The following is an 18862-nucleotide window of genomic DNA, read 5'->3' as shown; positions in this document are numbered from 1 at the left end:
CTAGAAGAGGCAATGCCATGACCAACCCAACGAAGTTGCGAAAGCCCGGCCATAGCGTCGATACCTGGGCAATCCTGTGCCTGGTCGCGCTGGTCGTCATCACGGCGGTGTATTGGGGCACTCACCCGTAATCCTGCTTACCGATTACACGGCGCAGTGGCACCCACGCGCCGTATTTCCAGCTGCCCCTCTCGGGAACAGCTGGACGGACCCAGTTAAGCCTTAGCTGTCATACCCCAGGTTCGGCGCCAGCCAACGCTCGCTGACACTCACGGGTTGACCTTTGCGGGTGCTGTAGCTCTCGATCTGATCCTTGTCGACCTTGCCCACCGCAAAGTACTGCGCCTGCGGGTGGGCGAAGTACCAGCCGCTGACAGCCGCGGCCGGGAACATCGCGTAATGCTCGGTCAGGAAGACGCCACTTGGGCCCGTTTCGCCGATGGCACTGCCGTCGAGCAGGCGGAACAGGGTCTCTTTCTCAGTGTGGTCGGGGCAGGCCGGGTAGCCCGGCGCCGGACGAATGCCACGGTACTGCTCCTTGATCAGCGCCTCGTTGTCCAGCTGCTCCTCCCGGGCATACCCCCAGTAGTCTTTGCGCACCTGCTCATGCAGCCATTCGGCGCAGGCCTCGGCCAGGCGATCGGCCAGGGCCTTGACCATGATCGAGCTGTAGTCGTCGCCTTTGTCCTGATAGGCCTTGGCGACTTCTTCGGCACCGATACCCGCCGTGGTGATGAACCCGCCGACGTAGTCGGTCACACCGCTGGCCTTGGGCGCCACGAAGTCGGCCAGCGACCAGTTGGGCTTGCCGTCGGGCTTGATGGTCTGCTGGCGCAGGTGGTGCAAGGTCGCCAGCGCAGCGCCGTCTTCACCGTACACCTCGATGTCGTCATCGGCCACTTGGTTGGCAGGCCAGAAGCCAAACACCGCGCGAGCACTGATGAGTTTTTCGTCGATGAGTTTGTCGAGCATCTCGCGGGCGTCCGCGTACAGGGCGGTCGCCGCCTCGCCAACGACTTCGTCAGTGAGAATTCGCGGGAACTTGCCTGCCAGGTCCCAGGAAATGAAGAACGGCGTCCAGTCGATATATTGGGCCAGGGTGCGCAGGTCGATGTCATGCAGGACCTTGGTACCCATGAAAGAGGGTACCGCTGGCTGGTAGCCGGCCCAGTCGTACTGGGGTTTGGCTGCCACTGCCTGGGCATAGGTGAGACGCTCGGTCCGGGCGCTGCGGTTGGCCGTGCGCGCGCGTACCTCTTCGTAGTCCTGGCGTGTGCGTTCGACGAAACCTGACTTGAGCTCCTTGGACAACAATTGAGTCGCCACACCCACGGCGCGGGACGCATCGGTCACGTAGATCACGGCGTCATTGCTGTACTTGGGCTCGATCTTCACGGCCGTGTGAGCCTTGGAAGTGGTAGCGCCGCCAATCATCAACGGCAGCTCGAAGCCCTGGCGCTGCATCTCGCGCGCCACATGCACCATCTCGTCCAGCGACGGTGTGATCAGGCCCGACAGGCCGATGATGTCGCATTTCTCGTCACGTGCCGTCTGCAGGATCTTCTCGGCGGGCACCATCACCCCCAGGTCAACGATGTCGTAGCCGTTGCAGCCCAGCACCACGCCGACGATGTTCTTGCCGATGTCGTGCACATCGCCCTTGACCGTCGCCATTAGAATCTTGCCCTTGGCCTCGGGCTTGTCGCCTTTCTCGGCCTCGATGAACGGGATCAGGTGCGCAACGGCCTGCTTCATCACCCGGGCCGACTTGACCACCTGGGGCAGGAACATCTTGCCTGCGCCGAACAGGTCGCCGACCACGTTCATGCCGTTCATCAAGGGGCCTTCGATGACCTCGATCGGCCGTGCACATTGCTGGCGGCACGCCTCGGTGTCCTCGACGATGAACGCCGTGATGCCTTTGACCAGCGCATGCTCCAGGCGCTTTTCCACCGGCAGCGAGCGCCATTGCTCGTTCTCGACTTCCCGCGTGGCACCGCCGCCCTTGTAGTCGTCGGCAATGGCCAGCAGCGCATCGGTGCCCTGGGGCGTGCGGTTGAGTACTACATCTTCAACCTTTTCCCGCAACTGCGCCGGGATCTCGTCGTAGATTTCCAATTGACCGGCATTGACGATGCCCATGGTCAGGCCGTTGGCGATGGCGTGGTACAGGAACACCGAGTGAATCGCCTCGCGCACCGGGTTGTTGCCCCGGAACGAGAACGACACGTTGGACACCCCGCCCGAGGTCAGGGCGTGGGGCAGGTGGTCGCGGATATAGGCGCAGGCCTCGATGAAGTCGACTGCATAGTTGTTGTGTTCCTCGATGCCGGTGGCGACAGCGAAGATGTTCGGGTCGAAGATGATGTCCTCGGCAGGGAAGCCAACCTCGTTGACCAGGATGTCGTAGCTGCGCTTGCAGATTTCCTGCTTGCGCGCGGCGGTATCGGCCTGGCCGACTTCGTCGAAGGCCATGACCACCACGGCGGCGCCATAGCGCTTGCACAAGCGGGCGTGGTGCTTGAACTGCTCAACGCCTTCCTTCATGGAAATGGAGTTGACGATGCCTTTGCCCTGGATGCACTTGAGGCCGGCCTCGATCACCTCCCACTTCGAAGAGTCGATCATGATCGGCACGCGCGAGATATCCGGCTCACCGGCGATCAGGTTGAGGAAACGGACCATGGCCGCCTGGGAGTCGAGCATCCCTTCGTCCATGTTGATGTCGATGACCTGGGCGCCAGCCTCTACTTGTTGCAGCGCCACTTCCAGGGCCTCGGTGTAGTTTTCCTCGCGAATCAGTCGCGCAAACCTGGCCGAGCCGGTGATATTGGTGCGCTCACCGACGTTGACGAACAACGACTGGCGATCGATGGTAAAGGGCTCCAGGCCCGAGAGGCGGCATGCCTTGGCGATCTCCGGGATTGGCCGTGGTGGGTACTTGGCCACCGCCTCGGCGATGGCCTGAATGTGCCCAGGGGTGGTGCCGCAGCAACCGCCAATGATGTTCAGGAAGCCACTGGCGGCGAACTCCTCGACCACTGCCGCCATTTCCGCCGGGGTTTCGTCGTACTCACCGAACGCATTGGGCAAGCCCGCATTGGGGTGTGCCGAAACGTGGGTGTCGGCCTTGCTCGACAACTCTTCCAGGTAAGGACGCAAGTCCTTGGCGCCCAATGCGCAGTTCAGGCCCACGGATATCGGCTTGGCATGCCGGACCGAGTTCCAGAAGGCTTCGGTGGTCTGTCCGGACAGCGTGCGGCCGGAGGCATCGGTGATGGTGCCGGAAATCATGATCGGCAGCTCGATGCCATCATCTTCGAACACCTGCTGCACGGCGAAGATAGCGGCCTTGGCATTGAGAGTGTCGAAGATGGTTTCGATCAGGATCAGGTCGGCACCACCCTCGATCAGCCCGCGGGTAGCCTCGATGTAGTTTTCCACCAGCGCGTCGAACGTGACGTTGCGATAGCCCGGGTCGTTCACATCGGGGGAGATCGAGCAGGTCCGGCTGGTCGGGCCGAGCACGCCCGCCACGAAGCGCGGTTTGTCAGGGGTTTCCAGCGTCTTGGCATCGGCCACCTGGCGGGCGATGCGCGCGCCTTGCACGTTCAATTCATACACCAGCGATTCCATGCCATAGTCGGCCTGGGAGATCTGGGTGGCATTGAAGGTGTTGGTCTCGAGGATATCGGCGCCCGCGTCCAGGTAGGCCATCTCGATGGCGGCGATGATATCGGGGCGGCTGAGCAGCAGCAGGTCATTGTTGCCTTTGACGTCGCTTGGCCAATCGGCAAAGCGCGTGCCACGATAGTCGGCTTCCTCCAACCGGTAGCTCTGGATCATAGTGCCCATGCCGCCATCGAGAATCAGGATGCGCTCTTTAAGTGCTTGTTGAAGTGCGTGAAGACGAGCGCTGCGGTCGGACATATGAACTACCTGGTCGGGCGGAAATCAGAAAGTGCTGAATCATAACAAAGCTGCACGGTTTTTAGGGGTGCGCCCGGTTTTCATGAAATATGTTCATGTTGCCAACCCTTCATCCCAGCTATTAATACAAGCATTGCCAATTTTTCATTGCCTTGGCTGCACATAATCAGGACATCCCGCACATGGTGCATCGTATGCTTGCCGGCCTCGCTGCCCTGTTGATCAGTGGCGCGGTGCTCGGGCAAGGTCTTCAACCAGCTCCAACCATTTCCTATACCCGCGATGTCCAGCCGATCTTCACCGAGAAGTGCGTCGCCTGCCACGCCTGCAACGACGCCGCCTGCCAGCTCAAGCTCGAGGGCGCCGAAGGTGCCGTGCGCGGTGCCAGCAAGGTGCCCGTCTATCAGGGCGAACGCAGCAAGGCCGTAGCGCCCACGCGATTGTTCTATGACGCCCATAGCGAGGTCGAGTGGCGCAAGAAAGGCTTCTATTCGGTGCTCGACAATCAAAGCGGCCAGGCCGCGCTGATGGCACGCATGCTCGAACTGGGGCACAAGACGCCGCTCACCCCAAATGCCAAGGTACCGGATGAGATTGCACTTGGCCTGAACCGCAACAACATGTGCCCGTTGCCCCATGAGTTCGATGCTTATGCCGGTGTGCATCCCAAGGAGGGCATGCCACTGGCCGTGACCGGCCTGACCGACCAGGAATACGCGACACTGCGTGGCTGGCTGGCGGCGGGTGCGCCCGTCGAGTACCAGGCGATCAAGCCCAGTGCCAGCGAAGCCCGTCAGATCGCCGAATGGGAAGCGCTGCTCAATCGTCCAGGGGCTTCAGAAGCCCTGGTGGGGCGCTGGCTGTACGAGCACCTGTTCCTGGCCCACATTCATTTTACCGGGGGTGAGCAGGGGCACTTTTTCCAATGGGTACGCTCGCGCACGCCCAGCGGGCAGCCTGCCGACATCATTGCCACGCGCAGGCCCAATGATCCGCCCGGCACAGCGTTCTTCTATCGCCTGATTCCCGTGCAGGGTGTGATCGTGCACAAGACTCACATCACTTACCCCCTCGGGCCGCAAAAACTCAAACGGGTCAAGCAGCTCTTCTACGCCGGCGATTGGCAGGTGACCACGCTGCCAGGCTACGGCCCTCGGCACCGCGCCAATCCCTTCGAAACGTTCGAGGCGATCCCGGCGGTGGCGCGCTACCAGTTCATGCTCGACAACGCCGAGTACTTCGTGCGCACCTTCATACGCGGACCGGTCTGCCGTGGGCAGATTGCCACGGACGTGATCCGCGACAACTTCTGGGCGCTGTTCCAGGAGCCGGCTTTCGATCGCTACGTCACCGATGCCCGTTACCGTGGCAAGGCCACGCCCTTGCTCGCCATGCCAGGTCAGAACGATGACGTGGGCAGTGTGCTTGCGTTGTGGCGCGCCTATCGCGACAAGCGCAACGAGTACGAGAAACTGCGCCGTGAGGCCTACGCCGACATGCCGGCCCCGGGCTGGTCGACATTGTGGACGGGCAACGACAACGCGTTGCTGAGCATCTTCCGTCATTTCGACAGCGCGACGGTGACCAAGGGCCTGGTGGGGGACGTACCCCTGACGATGTGGCTATTCGACTATCCCTTGCTGGAACGCACTTACTATCAGTTGGCGGTCAACTTCGACGTCTTCGGCAACCTGTCGCACCAGTTGCAGACGCGCCTGTACTTCGACCTGATCCGCAACGGCGCCGAGGTCAATTTCCTGCGCCTGATGCCGGCTGAGGCGCGCCAAGACATCCTGAGCGACTGGTATCAGGACAGCGGCAAGATAAAGATGTGGCTCGACTATGAAAACATCGACGCCGATACGCCGAGCGGCCTTGCCTTGAGCCCACGCGATCCCAAGCGCGATTTCGGTATGCAGTTGATCGCGCGTACCGCCAGCATCAATGCCTCACCCGATCCGATCAACCGCTGCCAGGGGGCGTATTGCTCGCGCCCTCAGATGAGTGAAGAGTTTCGCAACGCAGAGCAGTCGCTCAGCCGGCTGGTCTCGCGTCCTGCAGCCGGGTTGAAAGTGATCAATCAGTTGCCTGAGGCGACACTGCTGCGCATCGAAGGGCAGGGTGGGCAGCGGCAGGTCTACACCTTGATGCGCAACCGGGCGCACAGCAACGTGGCATTCCTGCTGGGCGAGGCTTATCGTTACCAGCCGGGCCTCGATACCCTGACCTTGCAGCCCGGGGTCATGACCAGCTACCCCAACTTCATGTTCAACGTGCCAGCCGCCGAAGTACCGGTTTTCGTCGATCTGATGAGTCAGGCCAAGGATGATACCGCTCGCTTCGAGCGCATCGTAGAGCGGTGGGGCATACGCCGTACCCATCCGCAATTCTGGCGTTACTTCCATGACCTGAGCGCGTTCATTCTGGAAACCGACCCCGTGGAAACGGGCGTGCTGGACATGAATCGCTACGAAAACCTCTGATCGGGGCGCGCTGACCTTTCGCGCCCTCCTGCGGTCCCAACCCATGAGTGGCACCGGCAGCTGCGCTGCAGCCGGTGCCTGAATGCACCGGCAAACGCAGGGTACTTCATGCTGTATTCGCTTCAGGCACTTCGTGCTTTCGCCGCCTGGGTGGTCGTCTGCCACCACTTCATGCAGGTTTTCTTCGACTTTCACGCCTCCGGCCCCGTCGGCCAATTGTTCACTGACCGGGGTGCGGTGGGCGTGGATATCTTTTTCGTCATCAGTGGGTTGGTCATCTACCTTTCGACCTGCGACAAGCAGGTTGTCCCGCATCAGTTTGTGCTCAACCGCGTGCTGCGTATCGTGCCAGCCTACTGGTTCTACTCGGCGTTGATGGCCTTGATGCTGCTCGCCTTCAGTCAATGGATGCCGCATCAGGTATTCACCTGGCAACACCTGCTGCGTTCACTCTTTTTCATACCAGCAGAAAACCCAGGTGGTTACGGTATGTACCCTACCTTGAACGTTGGCTGGACCCTGAACTTCGAGATGATGTTCTACCTGCTGTTCGGGATGGCGTTTCTCGTAAGCCGGCGCCTGCATTTACTGGTGGTCGCCGGCCTGTTGGTAGGGGTGAGTGAAATCCTGGGGCGCCTGGGCGTGGTCAGTCACTTCTACAACAACGACATCGTCTATGAGTTTCTGCTGGGCATTGGTATAGGTGTGCTTTACCGCCGTGGCCTGGTCCGTCAGGGTATTTGGGTCCCGATGGGGCTCCTGGCCGTAGCCGCGTTGGCCATCTATCAGCTCGACGCGTCCCAAAGGCTGCTGCATTGGGGCCTGCCCAGTGCAATGGTTGTCCTCGCCTTTATCGCCATGGAGCCACTGTTCAAGGGTAATCGCATCCTCAAGGCGCTGGGCGACTGCTCGTATTCGGTGTACCTGATCCATGTGCTGGTCCTGCACCTGGGCTGGTTTGCCAGTCAGCAACTGGGGCTGGACCCGTACCTGACATTCGCCCTCTGCGTGCCTTGCATCGCCACCCTGTCGTGGCTCAGTTACCAGTGGATCGAGCGCGGGCTGTACCGCTGCATGCAGGCCTGGATGCAGGCACCGAGCGCGCAGGCGCAGCCGTATGTGCTTTCCCGAGTCAAATACTAGGACTTTGTTAGAGGGCTGCGTTGGCGTACACTGACGCGCAAGTCTGTGAGGAACCTACATGAGCGCTATAACCATTACCGACGCCGCCCATGACTACCTGGCCGATCTGCTGTCCAAGCAGAACACGCCCGGTATCGGCATTCGTATCTTCATCACCCAGCCGGGTACCCAGTACGCCGAGACGTGCATCGCCTACTGCAAGCCGGGCGAAGAGAAGCCTGATGACACTGCTGTGGGCCTCAAGAGCTTCACCGCCTACCTCGATGCGGTCAGCGTGCCGTTCCTGGAAGACGCGCTGGTGGACTACGCCACCGACCGGATGGGTGGCCAGTTGACCATCAAGGCGCCTAACGCCAAGGTGCCCATGGTCAATGAAGACAGCCCGATCAACGAACGCATCAACTACTATCTGCAGACCGAAATCAACCCTGGCCTAGCTAGCCATGGCGGTCAGGTCAGCCTGGTGGATGTGGTCGACGAGGGCATTGCAGTACTGCAATTTGGCGGTGGCTGCCAGGGTTGCGGTCAGGCAGACGTTACCCTCAAGGAAGGCATCGAGCGCACGCTTCTGGAGCGTATCCCCGAGCTCAAGGGCGTGCGTGACGTGACTGACCATAGTCAGAAAGAAAACGCCTACTACTAGTAGGGCTTCCGGGTTGCGCCGAGCCGGAATCGGACTTGGCGTGGGCCCTGTAAGCCGACGTGCCGCTTTGCGCTAGCAACAAACTGTTACGTTTGCAACCTCTGCGACAATTGGCCGCTGCCTGTATTCAGCGGCCTGGAGAGGTAATCGCCGCCGGTGGGTAGAAGGGACATGGGGGGCATGCCAGAATGCGCCGGTTTTCTGGCCGGCCCGTCCCGAGGGTCGGCACCTTCCCTGTAAAGGATGGTTTCATGAATGATCTTCTGACCCGGCGTTCAGTCGTCGCCGGCATGGGCGTTCTTGGACTTGGCCTGCTGGCAGGTTGCAGTCCGGCGCGTGGGCTTGAGTTCAAGTACGGCAAGAACATGAGCAATGAAATCCTTGGGCGAAAGTTCTCGCTGCGGGATCCACAAGGCAACGTCCGTACCCTGTCAAGCTTCTATGGCAGCATGCCGATGGTCTTCTTCGGCTTCACCCAGTGCCCGGCCATCTGTCCGACCACCCTGGCGCGAGCTGCTCAAATTCGCAAACTGCTGCGCGGCCGTGACCGTGATCTGTTCCAGGTGGTATTCATCACGCTCGATCCAGAGCGCGATACGCCGGAAGTGCTCGATGCTTACGTCAAGGCGTTCGACCCGACCTTCACCGCGCTTACCGGTACGCCTGAAGAAATCGACGCCGTGGCCAGGGAGTTCAAGGTGTTCTACGAAAAGGTCCCGGCCGGCGACACCTATACCATTTCCCATTCGTCCACCAGCTACGTCTACGACACCCGTGGCACCCTGCGGCTGAGCCTCGGGCATTCCCTGACAGCCAAGGAATGTGCCGAAGACCTGGTTACCCTGATGGAGATCTGCTGAATGTCATTGCAATCCGTTAAGCGCGGCCTGGCGGCCTTGGTCCTGCTGGGCATCACTGGGCCGGTACTGGCCCAGACCACCGTCAGCGAAGCGTGGGTGCGCGCCAGCGTGCCTCACCAGCAGTCGACCGGCGCATTCATGACCATTACCGCCAGTGGCGACAGCAAGCTGGTCAGTGTCGCCTCGCCTGTGGCCAAGACCGTCCAAGTACATGAAATGACCATGAACGGGGACGTCATGGGCATGCGTGAGGTCAAGGCGGTTCCGCTGCCGGCCGGCAAGCCCGTCACCCTGGACCCCAATGGCTTGCACGTAATGTTGATGGGCTTGAACGATCAGGTAAAGGAAGGCCAGCAGGTCCCGCTGACCCTGACGGTGCAAGCCGCTGATGGCACTACCGAGTCAGTCGCCGTGCAAGCTCAGGTACGTGCGCTCACTGCCCAGGCGCCAGGTGAGCATGATCATATGCACATGGACCACCCGTAACACTCAATGGGGCTGCTTTGCGGCCCCAGCAAGGTCAACTGCGAAATTTCGGTAGTGGCCTGTCCAGCGTCAATGACGTCAGTGCTCGGCGCACACGTGCTTCGTCAGCTTCCAGGGCCTTCAGGCTCGCCCTTATCTTACCGGCCGCCGGCAGGTCGCCCTGTCGGTCGATCCAGTCTGCGATCTCCTTGCAGGCGGTGCTTAGGCACGCTTGCCGCTGATTCATCAGTGACAGAAGGGTGGTGATCTCTCTTTCAGACATGACGGCTCCTCCTTTCAGCCTTTTAAGTGTAGCAGCGCCACGGCCAACCGACTGCGCCGCGTTGACGCACTCAAGCGGCGAAACAGGCTAACCGATAGGCCCCCGGGGTGATGCCATAGGCTTGCTTGAACTGCCTGTTCAAGTGGCTCTGATCGGCAAAACCCAGGCTGAACGCCACTGCCGCAGGCGGCTGCCCCTGCTTGAGCAGTTCCCTGGCCCTTACAAGACGTCGCTGTTTGAGCCAGGCGTGAGGGGGCATGCCCGTGGCCTGGCGAAACACCCGTGCGAAGTGAAACGGCGACAGGTTGACGGCAGCCGCCAGCAACTCCAGCGACGGCGGGTCGGCCAAGTGGGCTTCCAGCAACTCCCGGGCACGTACAACAGCGCGAGGCTCTTGACCTGGGGCAGACAGTTCGGCCAGGCGACCGTGGCGTTGAACCAGCGCCAATACCGCCTGGCGCCATACGGTTTGTTGATGCAGTGCGCTGGCGCTGCTCTCGGACAGTTGATGCAGTTGGCTGAAGGCGCTGGCAAGGCCAGGGTCGTGGATCACGCTATCGCGAAAGCGCGGCATCCCCGCATGGCCCAGTTCCAGTTCATCGAGCACGCCGGTTACGCGCTCATGTTCAGGGTAGAACCCGCGATAGCGCCACCCGGCTTCGTGGGCCTTGGCACCGGTGTGCAGTTCGTCCGGGTTGATCAGGACCATGCTGCCAACGGGGGCAAGGTGCTCGCTGCCTCGGTGCCAGAAGCGCTGGGCACCGGACTCGATGACCGTGAACACATAGCCTTCATGCACATGGGGTGCGAACCGCTGTTGCACATACCGGGCGTGCAGCATTTCCACATCGCCCAGCGCCGGTGCCTGCCATAGGTGCGTTTGCTCACAGGTCGTGGCGTTCATGAGAGGACACTTCGCAGGACGAAGAAAATCAACATGCTCAACAGCATGCTCAGCATCACGTTGCGGGTCAACCACACCAGTGCGGCGGCCACCACCGCCCCCAACAGGTAAGGGTTCAGCGGTTGCAGGTTGAGCGTATGCCCCGGCATGAAGATGATAGGCCCGCAGATGGCCGTGAGCATGCCCGGCACCGCAAAACCCAAAAATTGACGCGCATTGGCGCTCAGTCGCAACGGTAAGCGCGGTTCGAGAAAAGCATAGCGATTGAGGAAGACCACTACGCCCATGCCGATGATAAGCAGCCAGGTCATCACACAACCCTCCCAAGCTTCTGGCACGCGAAACCGGTGCCCATCCCAAGCAGGCCAGCGCTGACCAAGGCCGTTTCCCAATGCCAGTGGCTGAACAGTACTGAGGCGCCCAGTGAAACGGCGACACAAGCCAGGGTAGGCAGATTACGTACCAGGGGCGTGATCAGGGCGACGAACGTGGCGACGATTGAGAAGTCCAGGCCTAGCTGATCAAGGTGTGGAATGCTTTTCCCCAGCACGATTCCGGCCCAGGTGAAGAGATTCCATGCAACGTAGAATGTGAAGCCTATGCCCAAGGCATACCAGCGATTGAAATGCTGGTGGTCGTGCCGACTGGTCAGGGCAAAGAACTCATCGGTCAGCAGAAATCCAAGGCCCAGGCGCCAGCGCAATGGTAAAGGGGAGAGCGCTGGGCGCATCGACAACCCGTAAAGCAGGTGCTGTGAAGTGAGTAACAAGGTCGTCAGGAGTATGGAGGCCAGGCTGGCACCGCTTTTGAGCATGCCGATGGCCACCAGTTGCGCGGCGCCGGCAAAGACGATCGCCGAGAGCCCTTGGCCTTCCCAGGCGCTGAGGTTGGCTGCGATGGCCATGGACCCGGCCAGCAGGCCCCAGGGTGCGACAGCAAGCGACAACGGCAGGATGGCGATGGCGCCCTGCAGGAAGGCGTGGCGTGCGATGGACGGCATAGGTATGGGCATCTGGACAAGGCAGGCCAGCATGCCAAGCCATCACAGGCGATGGCTTGAACGTTCTTGCTCTCTTGTCACCCGCTTGGTGCGCCGCGCCCAGACCCGCGGCGGGTGGGTCAGGGCCGGCTGGTCAAATGCTGCTGCGCCGTGACACAGCCGTTGGTCTCTACGGCTTTTTGCAGCAATGAGTGGCGGTGTTGCGGATCGAGATCACCCAGCAGGCGGTAGACCTCAGCCTGGTAATCGCGCTGACGTCCCCACAGCATCTCAAGGCCCTGGGGTTGACTGCGGCTGCAGGCCATGCGGGTGGCAGGCTGGGGGTAGTAAGGCGCATAGAGGGTTGCCATGCTGGGTACGGCCTCCAAAGCGGCGCGGTACTGGGCACTGGCGTTGTAAGGTGGGCACCAGGTGGCGATGGCAGGCGCCGCCGGCGCAAACCCCTGGTCGAGGCTTGCCTGGAGCAAAGGGCAGGCAGCGTCGGGTATTTGCGCGGCGGGCAAGTAAGTCATGTAATAGAGCGCCAGACGGTACTGCGCGACTGGGTGACCGAGTGCGACCGACTTCTTGAGCAGTGCCACCGCAGTCGGCAAGGTGTGCGCCATGGCCTGCCCCTGACGACGCAGCTCTGGGTCGCTACCCAGGGCCGTTCGCAAGACGCTTTCATCCTCCTGGGTATCGGCCTGTTCCAGAAGGGGCAATGCCTGGCGGTAGAGCAGATCGGCATGGGGGTCAATGGACACTTCCAGTGCATGCCCCGCCGCAGGTGCCAGGGCGGCCAGTACCAGTGCCATTTGTGGCAAGCGACTCACAGGCTTGCCTCGCAAGTTGCCAGGCAAGGATGGACGGCTTCTCTATTCATGACAGTCAAGCGTACGCCTCAGGCAATCGGAACGACAGGCTATTCTAGCCATGCAACAGGCCGGTCCGAAAGACCACCCGACGATTGTCAGTCAGACACGCTTACAGTGTGCTTGCGCGCTGCGGTTTTTCCTGGGCAAGTCCGAGCTTGGCCGTTATCACTTTAGCCAACGCAGTCTGTCCCAAATCGTTGAGGTGCAGGCGATCAATGAACAGGTCCGAACCGAAGGCTGGGGAGCTGTCGAGCATGCAGTTCATGTCGTAGCAGGGCACCGGCGCGGCCTGTTCGCGAATGCGGCGAAAGAATGCCGCGTGTACCCTGCGATCGAAAACGCCTTCGAGCAAACGGTCGGTGCTTCCCGGCGTTTGCTGGAGCGCGCTCAGCATGGCCTGCTCACCCGCTGGCAGACTCTCGCGACACCAGTGCACCAGGGGCTGAAGGATGAAAGTGAGGGTGGTATGGGCGCTGCCTAGTAGCCGATCCCATTGCTGCACTGCGCGAGCGATATGGTCGGCTGCCTGGGTCATGCGTTTTTCTGCCGGGGACAGTGCTTCGATAGACTGATGAGGTCGAGGCGCGGCGGCCGGCGGTGCCAGCACCTTGGTCAACCGCTGCCAGAGGGTCAGGCCAGGCTGTGATGCTGCCTGGACTTCCTCTGAGCCGGCCACGGACGTTTGCCAGTCATTGCTCTGTTGAGGTTCAGGTGAGCAGGCAGTGATGTCCCAAAGCGCTTCGTGCGCCAAGCTGTTGAGCCCGCTGAGTATGACCACATGTCCCAGCGGCGCCAGGCGGTGCTCGTGGGTAAGGAACAGCAGCAGCTCCTGGCTCGCATCCAGCCCGCACCCGGCCAGGCTCAACCAGATTTCTCCGGTCAGCACCGAGAGCTGCGAGGCGACCGTGTGTTCATCCGAACTGGCGCCGATGCCCATGGCCACCGACCCCCCGACCAGCAGGTTGAGACGCGTAGTGCCGTTGCGTTCAGCCACCGAAAACCGCCGGCCGTTGCAGTAGCTGTAGCGCAGGCCCAGGGCGTCGGTGTTGACGACGGCCGAGCTGAACCCGGTTTCGTGCACCCGAACGCGTTGAGTGGCGCACTGGGTGGCCTTGGCAAGCAGCTGTTGGTACTCGAGCTGCAAAGGCGAAAGCCCTTGGCGACTGGCTGTAGACATCTGGTCTCCTGGCAAGGCACCGCGTCAGGCAAGGTGCTAGGCGGTTAGCTCCCTGAGGTTGTACAAAAGCCCGCCGATGGCGATCAACAGCAATGCCACGCCAGACGCAAGGCTGATGAATCGATGGCTGCGTGCTGAGGCAATCTTGCCGATGGCAAAGATGTAAAGACTCAGCACGGCGAAGTCGATAACGATCCATAGCAGAGAAAGCACGACCATGCTCTTGCCGAACGACTCGGTAATCTGGATGAACTGCGGGAAGAAGGCGATGAAGAAAATGATGTCCTTAGGGTTGGAGATGCCCACCATGAAGCCTTGCCAAAGACCCCCGCGGCCCGCGGGCTTGGCCATATCGGGCTCGTGGTTGGGATGCGGCGCCTTGAGCGCTTCCCTGAGCGTGCCCACGGCGATGTAGCCGATGAACAGGCAACCCAGCAGGCTCATGGCGCCAAGCCATGCCCTGTCAATGGCTGCGCTGGTAAGAATGATCCAGGCCGCTGCTCCGATCAGTACCAGTGAGGCCCAGTTGGTGCCCAGGGCCGTGAAAATGGCCTTGCGTGAGCCCGAAGCGGCTGCGGTGTTGACGATCAATGCCACGACCGGACCTGGAGTGGCGATCAGCAGCAGGACGGTAAGGGCGTAGGTGGCAGTCAGGGCGGTATTCACGTCATTTCTCGATGATGTTGTCGGGGGTGGCAGACACGGCGGTCCTGGCATGGAAAGGGCAGCGCGCCGGGTTCAACGAACCGGTTTCCTGCAACTGGTACTGCATCCACTCGAAATTATCCGCTTCACCGAAGAAACCGAGGCTTTCAGGTACTAACCCGTCGTTGTAGTGGCCGACCCGTTGACGAATGCGCTCGCGGATGCGCTGGCCGCTCTGGGTGGCGACATTGGCCACTTCGTCGAAGTTCTCTCGGGGGTTGATGACGAATGTGATGTGCTTACCCAGGTTGCGGCTTTTCATCTGCTCGTGGCCCGGGAAATTCATGTTGATGAACAGCGCCATGCCGGCAAAGCAGAACGACCAGCCGCTGTCGGCGGGGTCGGCTGGCACTGTCTGGGGCCAGGGGTTCGGATCCCGAGCATGAACGCCTTGCAGCACCTTCCAGGCAAGCGCCTGCTGTTGGGCAAGCGGCATGTCGGTCACCGTTTCGAGAAATATCACCAACGGGTGGCCGATACGTAGCTTGGGCGCAACCGGATCCATCAACCGGACATAGCTGGCCAGCCCTTGAGCGATGTCATCCGCCAGCTGTTCGGCGCGGGCGAAAAGGACATAGCACGTCTGCGCATTGACTGCCTTGCGCCCGAACAGGCAGGGGAATTCCGGATTGGCAAGGGTCTGGCGAAAGTGTTGCAGGGTAGCGATTGTCCAGTGTGTTTCGATGCACTCATGTTCGAGGGCCTGCTCAAACGCATCCAGGCGGTAGCAATGTCCATATGCCGTAAACATGGTTTCCCCGAGCTTCAAATGATGAACGATCCACGCAGATTCAGGCAGGATTGAGGTTATGTATGTTTTTTCACTGCATTTTCTAGCACTGTCGGCAGGTTGTAAAACGCGTGAAATTATGAGCTACTATTAGTCTTGCTAATACTCAGGAGGCGTCAATGTCGGAAAGGATTCAGGCCTTGCATGCACTGCGTGCGTTCGAGGTTGCGTCCCGCTATGGTTCATTCACCAAGGCGGCGGAAGAGCTCGCACTGACCCAAGGCGCAGTCAGTCACCATATCAAGACCCTGGAGGGCATGTTCGGCTGCGATTTGTTCGAGCGGCGCGGGCCCAAACTGAGCCTGACCGAGCATGGGCGCTTGCTCTCTCAAGAGCTCAAGGTCGGCTTCAAGATCATTGAGAACGCTTGCTCGCTTCTGCGCCAGGACCGCTACGGCCTGCGTCTGAAGGCGCCTTCAACGCTCACCGTGCGTTGGTTGCTAAGGGCACTGGATGGCTTCAAGAAACACGAAGACACCTGTTCGGTGCAGCTGTCGAGCGTGTGGATGGACATCGACAGCGTCGATTTCTATTCCGAACCCTACGACTGCGCCATCTTGCTGGCCAACGGTCGGTTCGCTGCCGATGTGGAGAGTTGCCGGCTGTTCGACGAGTGGCTCATACCGGTGTGCCACCCTGACTACATGGAGCAGGCGCAGCCTGTGCTGTCGGACCTGAACCGTTGCGAACTGCTGCATCCCTCGCCGGATCGGCGCGACTGGCGGCGCTGGCTGGCGCGGATGGAGGCCCTTGATGTCAGCATCGACCAAGGACAGGTGTTCGACACGCTCGATCAAGGTATCTCCGCCGCTCAGCAGGGCCTGGGCATCTCCGTGGTCGATCTGGTGTTGGCCAGTGCCGATCTGGCAGCCGGGCGCCTGGTGACACCTTTCAAGCAAGCCGTGGCAACTGGGGATGGCTACTACATGACTTGGCTGAAAAACAGCCCCAAGGCCCGTCAGATGCAAAAGTTGCGAGATTTTCTTCTCGGTCAAGTGCCTCCACTGGTGCTCAAGGACATCAACTACCTGTACAGCTGAATTCACTACACCGCACAGGGTAAGCGCGACCCGTCCACCGACGGTGGAGGTTAGACGCTGGGGCTTGGTTGCCGGCGCAATCATGTCGTCTCGCAGGCAAGGCCAGGTGCGCCTGGAGCGACCCGTTACATTCGTCATCATCAACAACGCAGAGGGCGCGGCGGTGGATTTGCAGCAGGGCTTCGTCCTGACCCGGCACTGGTACGACACGCAGGCAGGTACGTGCGTGGAGCTGTGGCTGGCTACCGATCAGGGCCCCCGGCAAGTGCGACTGGCGCCCCAGATCAATGTGGCGTTCGTCCCTCAGGCGCAACAAGCGCACGCGCAACGGTTGCTGGCCGACGAGCCGGATGCAGAACTGCGCCCGCTTGGATTGAAGACATTCGATCAACGCCCAGTAATGGGCCTGTACTGCCGTCAATACCGGCAATTGCTTCAGGTAGAACAACGGCTGCGCGCCGCAGGTATCGACGTCTACGAGGCCGATGTCAGGCCACCGGAGCGCTACCTCATGGAGCGTTTCATTACGGCCCCCGTGCAGTTCGCTGGACGCCTGGATGAGCAGGGCGTGCTCTGCGATGCCCAGCTCAAGCCGCACGGCAGCTACCGTCCATCGCTGCGCCTGGTGTCGCTGGACATCGAAACCACCGAGCGGGGCGAGTTGTACAGCATCGCCCTGGAAGGCTGTGGGCAGCGCCAGGTGTACATGCTCGGCCCACCCAACGGTGACCCTCGCGAAGTTGACTTCGACCTGCACTACTGCGCCGATCGCAGTGCGTTGCTGCACTGCCTGAACCACTGGATAGCGCGCCACGACCCGGACGCGATCATCGGCTGGAACGTGGTGCAGTTCGACCTGCGCCTGCTGCATGAACACGGCAAGCAGCTGCAAGTACCCATGCACCTGGGCAGGGGGGGAGCGGCCATGACCCTGCGCGCGTCAGGTAGTGGTGGCCATGTCTTCATCGATGTGCCCGGCAGATTGGTGATCGACGGCGTCGAAGCGCTGCGCTCGGCAACGTGGAGTTTTCCATCGTTCAGTCTTGAAAATGTCGCGCGAACCCTCTTGGGTGACGGCAAGGCCATCAGTACGCCCTACCAGCGCATGGATGAAATCAATCGCATGTTCGCCGAGGACAAGCCTGCGCTGGCGCGCTACAACCTGAAGGACTGTGAACTGGTCACACGCATCTTTGCCCACACCAGGTTGCTGGAGTTTCTGCTTGAGCGCGCGTCGGTCACGGGCCTGGCGGCAGACCGCAGCGGTGGCTCGGTGGCCGCCTTCTGCCACTTGTACATGCCTCACATGCACCGCCAAGGCTACGTCGCGCCCAACCTGGGCAGCCGCCCCGACGAAGCCAGTCCCGGCGGTTTCGTCATGGATTCACGACCTGGGCTGTACGATTCGGTACTGGTGCTGGACTACAAGAGCTTGTACCCCTCGATCATCCGCACATTCCTGATTGACCCTGTCGGCCTCGCCGAGGGGCTGCAACAGCCAGATGACACAAACGCGGTCGAAGGCTTCAGAGGGGCGCGTTTCTCACGCACACGTCACTGTCTGCCGGCGATCGTCGAACGTGTGTGGCGCGCCAGGGAACACGCCAAGCAGGATCGCAATGCGCCATTGTCCCAGGCGCTGAAAATCATCATGAATGCCTTCTACGGGGTGTTGGGCTCAAGTGGCTGCCGGTTTTTCGATGCGCGACTGGCCTCATCGATCACCTTGCGCGGGCACCAGATCATGCGCCAGACCCGCGCCCTGGTCGAAGCCCGCGGGTATGACGTGATCTATGGCGATACGGATTCGACATTCGTCTGGCTCAAGACCGGCCATGATGAGGCGGCGGCCGAGCAGATCGGCAATGCACTGGTGCGCGAGGTGAATCAATGGTGGCGCGAACACCTGCGCCAGACGCTCGGCCTGGAGAGTGCGCTTGAGTTGCAGTTCGAGACCCATTACCGGCGTTTTCTCATGCCCACCATACGCGGCACCGAGGAGGGCAGCAAAAAGCGCTATGCCGGCCTTGTTCAGCGTGCCGATGGCACTGAAGACATGGTCTTCAAAGGGCTGGAATCGGTACGCACCGATTGGTCGCTGCTGGCCAGGACCTTCCAACAGCAGCTCTACCGACGCATTTTTCGCGGCGAGCCTTATCGCGAATTCGTTCGCGAGTACGTCGGCCAGATGCTCGCTGGAGAGCACGACGCTTCGCTTGTATATCGCAAACGCCTGCGCCGCCCGCTGGCGGAGTATCAGCGTAACGTGCCACCGCATGTGCGGGCCGCACGGCTTGCCGATGACTATAACCGGGAACTGGGTCGCTCGCTCCAGTACCAGCGCGGAGGCTGGATCAGCTACCTCATGACCACTGCCGGGCCCCAGCCGTTGGAGAATCGTCGTGCCCCCATCGACTATGACCATTATCTGTCACGCCAGCTGCAGCCGGTCGCCGATGCGATTCTTCCCTTTGTGGGTGATCGCTTTTCTACGTTGATCGATGACCAGATGCTGCTGTTTTGATCGTGAGGTAGTACCCCGTCGCCGCAGGTATGTTTGTCGTCTCGCTAACCTCCCGTGCAAA

Annotated in this window: 16 protein-coding genes; 7 read left to right on the top strand and 9 right to left on the bottom strand. The window is 60.9% G+C overall.

Annotated elements, in window-relative coordinates; all coding sequences use genetic code 11:
* Positions 1 to 222 precede the first annotated feature (222 nt).
* Positions 223 to 3930 (bottom strand): methionine synthase, encoded by a 3708-nt coding sequence (metH, locus tag B2Y33_RS19900; RefSeq protein WP_027914642.1) that lies wholly within the window; start codon positions 3928 to 3930, stop codon positions 223 to 225.
* A 182-nt stretch (positions 3931 to 4112) separates the two neighbouring features.
* On the opposite strand from metH, the gene B2Y33_RS19895 reads away from it, so the two are divergent.
* The 5 genes from B2Y33_RS19895 to B2Y33_RS19875 all read left to right on the top strand — a co-directional run bounded on the left by B2Y33_RS19895 (position 4113) and on the right by B2Y33_RS19875 (position 9545).
* Positions 4113 to 6413, top strand: a complete 2301-nt coding sequence (locus B2Y33_RS19895; RefSeq protein ID WP_049696179.1) for a fatty acid cis/trans isomerase — start codon at positions 4113 to 4115, stop codon at positions 6411 to 6413.
* Positions 6414 to 6521: 108 nt separating this feature from the next.
* On the top strand, positions 6522 to 7556 hold the full coding sequence (locus tag B2Y33_RS19890) for an acyltransferase family protein (protein ID WP_027914644.1): 1035 nt from the start codon (positions 6522 to 6524) through the stop codon (positions 7554 to 7556).
* Positions 7557 to 7614: 58 nt separating this feature from the next.
* A complete protein-coding gene (gene nfuA, locus B2Y33_RS19885) occupies positions 7615 to 8199 on the top strand; it encodes a Fe-S biogenesis protein NfuA (protein ID WP_023536208.1) in 585 nt (194 codons plus the stop codon).
* Between the two features lie 251 nt (positions 8200 to 8450).
* Positions 8451 to 9059, top strand: a complete 609-nt coding sequence (locus B2Y33_RS19880; RefSeq protein WP_027914645.1) for an SCO family protein — start codon at positions 8451 to 8453, stop codon at positions 9057 to 9059.
* Positions 9060 to 9545, top strand: a complete 486-nt coding sequence (locus tag B2Y33_RS19875; RefSeq protein ID WP_027914646.1) for a copper chaperone PCu(A)C — start codon at positions 9060 to 9062, stop codon at positions 9543 to 9545.
* A 34-nt stretch (positions 9546 to 9579) separates the two neighbouring features.
* Here B2Y33_RS19875 and B2Y33_RS19870 read toward each other — a convergent pair whose 3' ends face one another.
* From B2Y33_RS19870 to B2Y33_RS19835, 8 genes are all read right to left on the bottom strand, one after another.
* Positions 9580 to 9807 carry a hypothetical protein gene (locus tag B2Y33_RS19870; protein WP_027914647.1) on the bottom strand — a complete coding sequence of 76 codons (228 nt, stop codon included), beginning with the start codon at positions 9805 to 9807 and terminating at the stop codon, positions 9580 to 9582.
* Between the two features lie 70 nt (positions 9808 to 9877).
* Positions 9878 to 10711, bottom strand: a complete 834-nt coding sequence (locus B2Y33_RS19865) for an AraC family transcriptional regulator (RefSeq protein WP_027914648.1) — start codon at positions 10709 to 10711, stop codon at positions 9878 to 9880.
* Positions 10708 to 11022 (bottom strand): AzlD domain-containing protein, encoded by a 315-nt coding sequence (locus B2Y33_RS19860; RefSeq protein WP_049696178.1) that lies wholly within the window; start codon positions 11020 to 11022, stop codon positions 10708 to 10710. The genes B2Y33_RS19865 and B2Y33_RS19860 overlap by 4 nt, the downstream gene beginning before the upstream one ends.
* The gene (locus B2Y33_RS19855; RefSeq protein ID WP_027914650.1) at positions 11022 to 11711 is read right to left on the bottom strand and encodes an AzlC family ABC transporter permease; all 690 of its coding nucleotides are present in this window, start codon (positions 11709 to 11711) and stop codon (positions 11022 to 11024) included. Before B2Y33_RS19855 ends, B2Y33_RS19860 begins: the two co-directional genes overlap by 1 nt.
* Positions 11712 to 11830: 119 nt before the next feature.
* Positions 11831 to 12505, bottom strand: a complete 675-nt coding sequence (locus tag B2Y33_RS19850; protein ID WP_219858017.1) for a sel1 repeat family protein — start codon at positions 12503 to 12505, stop codon at positions 11831 to 11833.
* A gap of 169 nt (positions 12506 to 12674) precedes the next feature.
* Positions 12675 to 13742, bottom strand: a complete 1068-nt coding sequence (locus tag B2Y33_RS19845) for a hypothetical protein (RefSeq protein ID WP_027914652.1) — start codon at positions 13740 to 13742, stop codon at positions 12675 to 12677.
* Positions 13743 to 13778: 36 nt separating this feature from the next.
* Positions 13779 to 14408: a LysE family translocator gene (locus tag B2Y33_RS19840; protein ID WP_028686959.1), complete on the bottom strand. Its 630-nt coding sequence runs from the start codon at positions 14406 to 14408 to the stop codon at positions 13779 to 13781.
* A 1-nt stretch (position 14409) separates the two neighbouring features.
* Positions 14410 to 15198 (bottom strand): YqcI/YcgG family protein, encoded by a 789-nt coding sequence (locus B2Y33_RS19835; protein WP_206405297.1) that lies wholly within the window; start codon positions 15196 to 15198, stop codon positions 14410 to 14412.
* Positions 15199 to 15356: 158 nt separating this feature from the next.
* Here B2Y33_RS19835 and B2Y33_RS19830 point away from each other — a divergent pair, with 158 nt between their 5' ends.
* Complete coding sequence (locus tag B2Y33_RS19830) at positions 15357 to 16277, top strand: LysR substrate-binding domain-containing protein (RefSeq protein WP_027914655.1); 921 nt, start codon at positions 15357 to 15359, stop codon at positions 16275 to 16277.
* Positions 16278 to 16440: 163 nt separating this feature from the next.
* A complete protein-coding gene (locus B2Y33_RS19825; protein ID WP_027914656.1) occupies positions 16441 to 18801 on the top strand; it encodes a DNA polymerase II in 2361 nt (786 codons plus the stop codon).
* Positions 18802 to 18862: the final 61 nt, after the last annotated feature.

The organism is Pseudomonas sp. UBA5666, from assembly GCF_002420785.1.
GTDB classification, from domain to species: domain Bacteria; phylum Pseudomonadota; class Gammaproteobacteria; order Pseudomonadales; family Pseudomonadaceae; genus Aquipseudomonas; species Aquipseudomonas fulva.
The sequence above is the reverse complement of the archived record's forward strand: the minus strand, read 5'-3'. Positions and strand labels throughout refer to the sequence as shown.

What these genes read in the sequence shown, in the direction of transcription:
- metH (WP_027914642.1), bottom strand. Translation starts at nt 3,930, where the DNA reads ATGTCCGACCGCAGCGCTCGTCTTCACGCACTTCAACAAGCACTTAAA.
- B2Y33_RS19835 (WP_206405297.1), bottom strand. Translation starts at nt 15,198, where the DNA reads ATGTTTACGGCATATGGACATTGCTACCGCCTGGATGCGTTTGAGCAG.
- B2Y33_RS19845 (WP_027914652.1), bottom strand. Translation starts at nt 13,742, where the DNA reads ATGTCTACAGCCAGTCGCCAAGGGCTTTCGCCTTTGCAGCTCGAGTAC.
- B2Y33_RS19850 (WP_219858017.1), bottom strand. Translation starts at nt 12,505, where the DNA reads ATGGCACTGGTACTGGCCGCCCTGGCACCTGCGGCGGGGCATGCACTG.
- B2Y33_RS19875 (WP_027914646.1), top strand. Translation starts at nt 9,060, where the DNA reads ATGTCATTGCAATCCGTTAAGCGCGGCCTGGCGGCCTTGGTCCTGCTG.
- nfuA (WP_023536208.1), top strand. Translation starts at nt 7,615, where the DNA reads ATGAGCGCTATAACCATTACCGACGCCGCCCATGACTACCTGGCCGAT.
- B2Y33_RS19830 (WP_027914655.1), top strand. Translation starts at nt 15,357, where the DNA reads ATGTCGGAAAGGATTCAGGCCTTGCATGCACTGCGTGCGTTCGAGGTT.
- B2Y33_RS19855 (WP_027914650.1), bottom strand. Translation starts at nt 11,711, where the DNA reads ATGCCGTCCATCGCACGCCACGCCTTCCTGCAGGGCGCCATCGCCATC.
- B2Y33_RS19870 (WP_027914647.1), bottom strand. Translation starts at nt 9,807, where the DNA reads ATGTCTGAAAGAGAGATCACCACCCTTCTGTCACTGATGAATCAGCGG.
- B2Y33_RS19880 (WP_027914645.1), top strand. Translation starts at nt 8,451, where the DNA reads ATGAATGATCTTCTGACCCGGCGTTCAGTCGTCGCCGGCATGGGCGTT.
- B2Y33_RS19890 (WP_027914644.1), top strand. Translation starts at nt 6,522, where the DNA reads ATGCTGTATTCGCTTCAGGCACTTCGTGCTTTCGCCGCCTGGGTGGTC.
- B2Y33_RS19860 (WP_049696178.1), bottom strand. Translation starts at nt 11,022, where the DNA reads ATGACCTGGCTGCTTATCATCGGCATGGGCGTAGTGGTCTTCCTCAAT.
- B2Y33_RS19865 (WP_027914648.1), bottom strand. Translation starts at nt 10,711, where the DNA reads ATGAACGCCACGACCTGTGAGCAAACGCACCTATGGCAGGCACCGGCG.
- B2Y33_RS19895 (WP_049696179.1), top strand. Translation starts at nt 4,113, where the DNA reads ATGGTGCATCGTATGCTTGCCGGCCTCGCTGCCCTGTTGATCAGTGGC.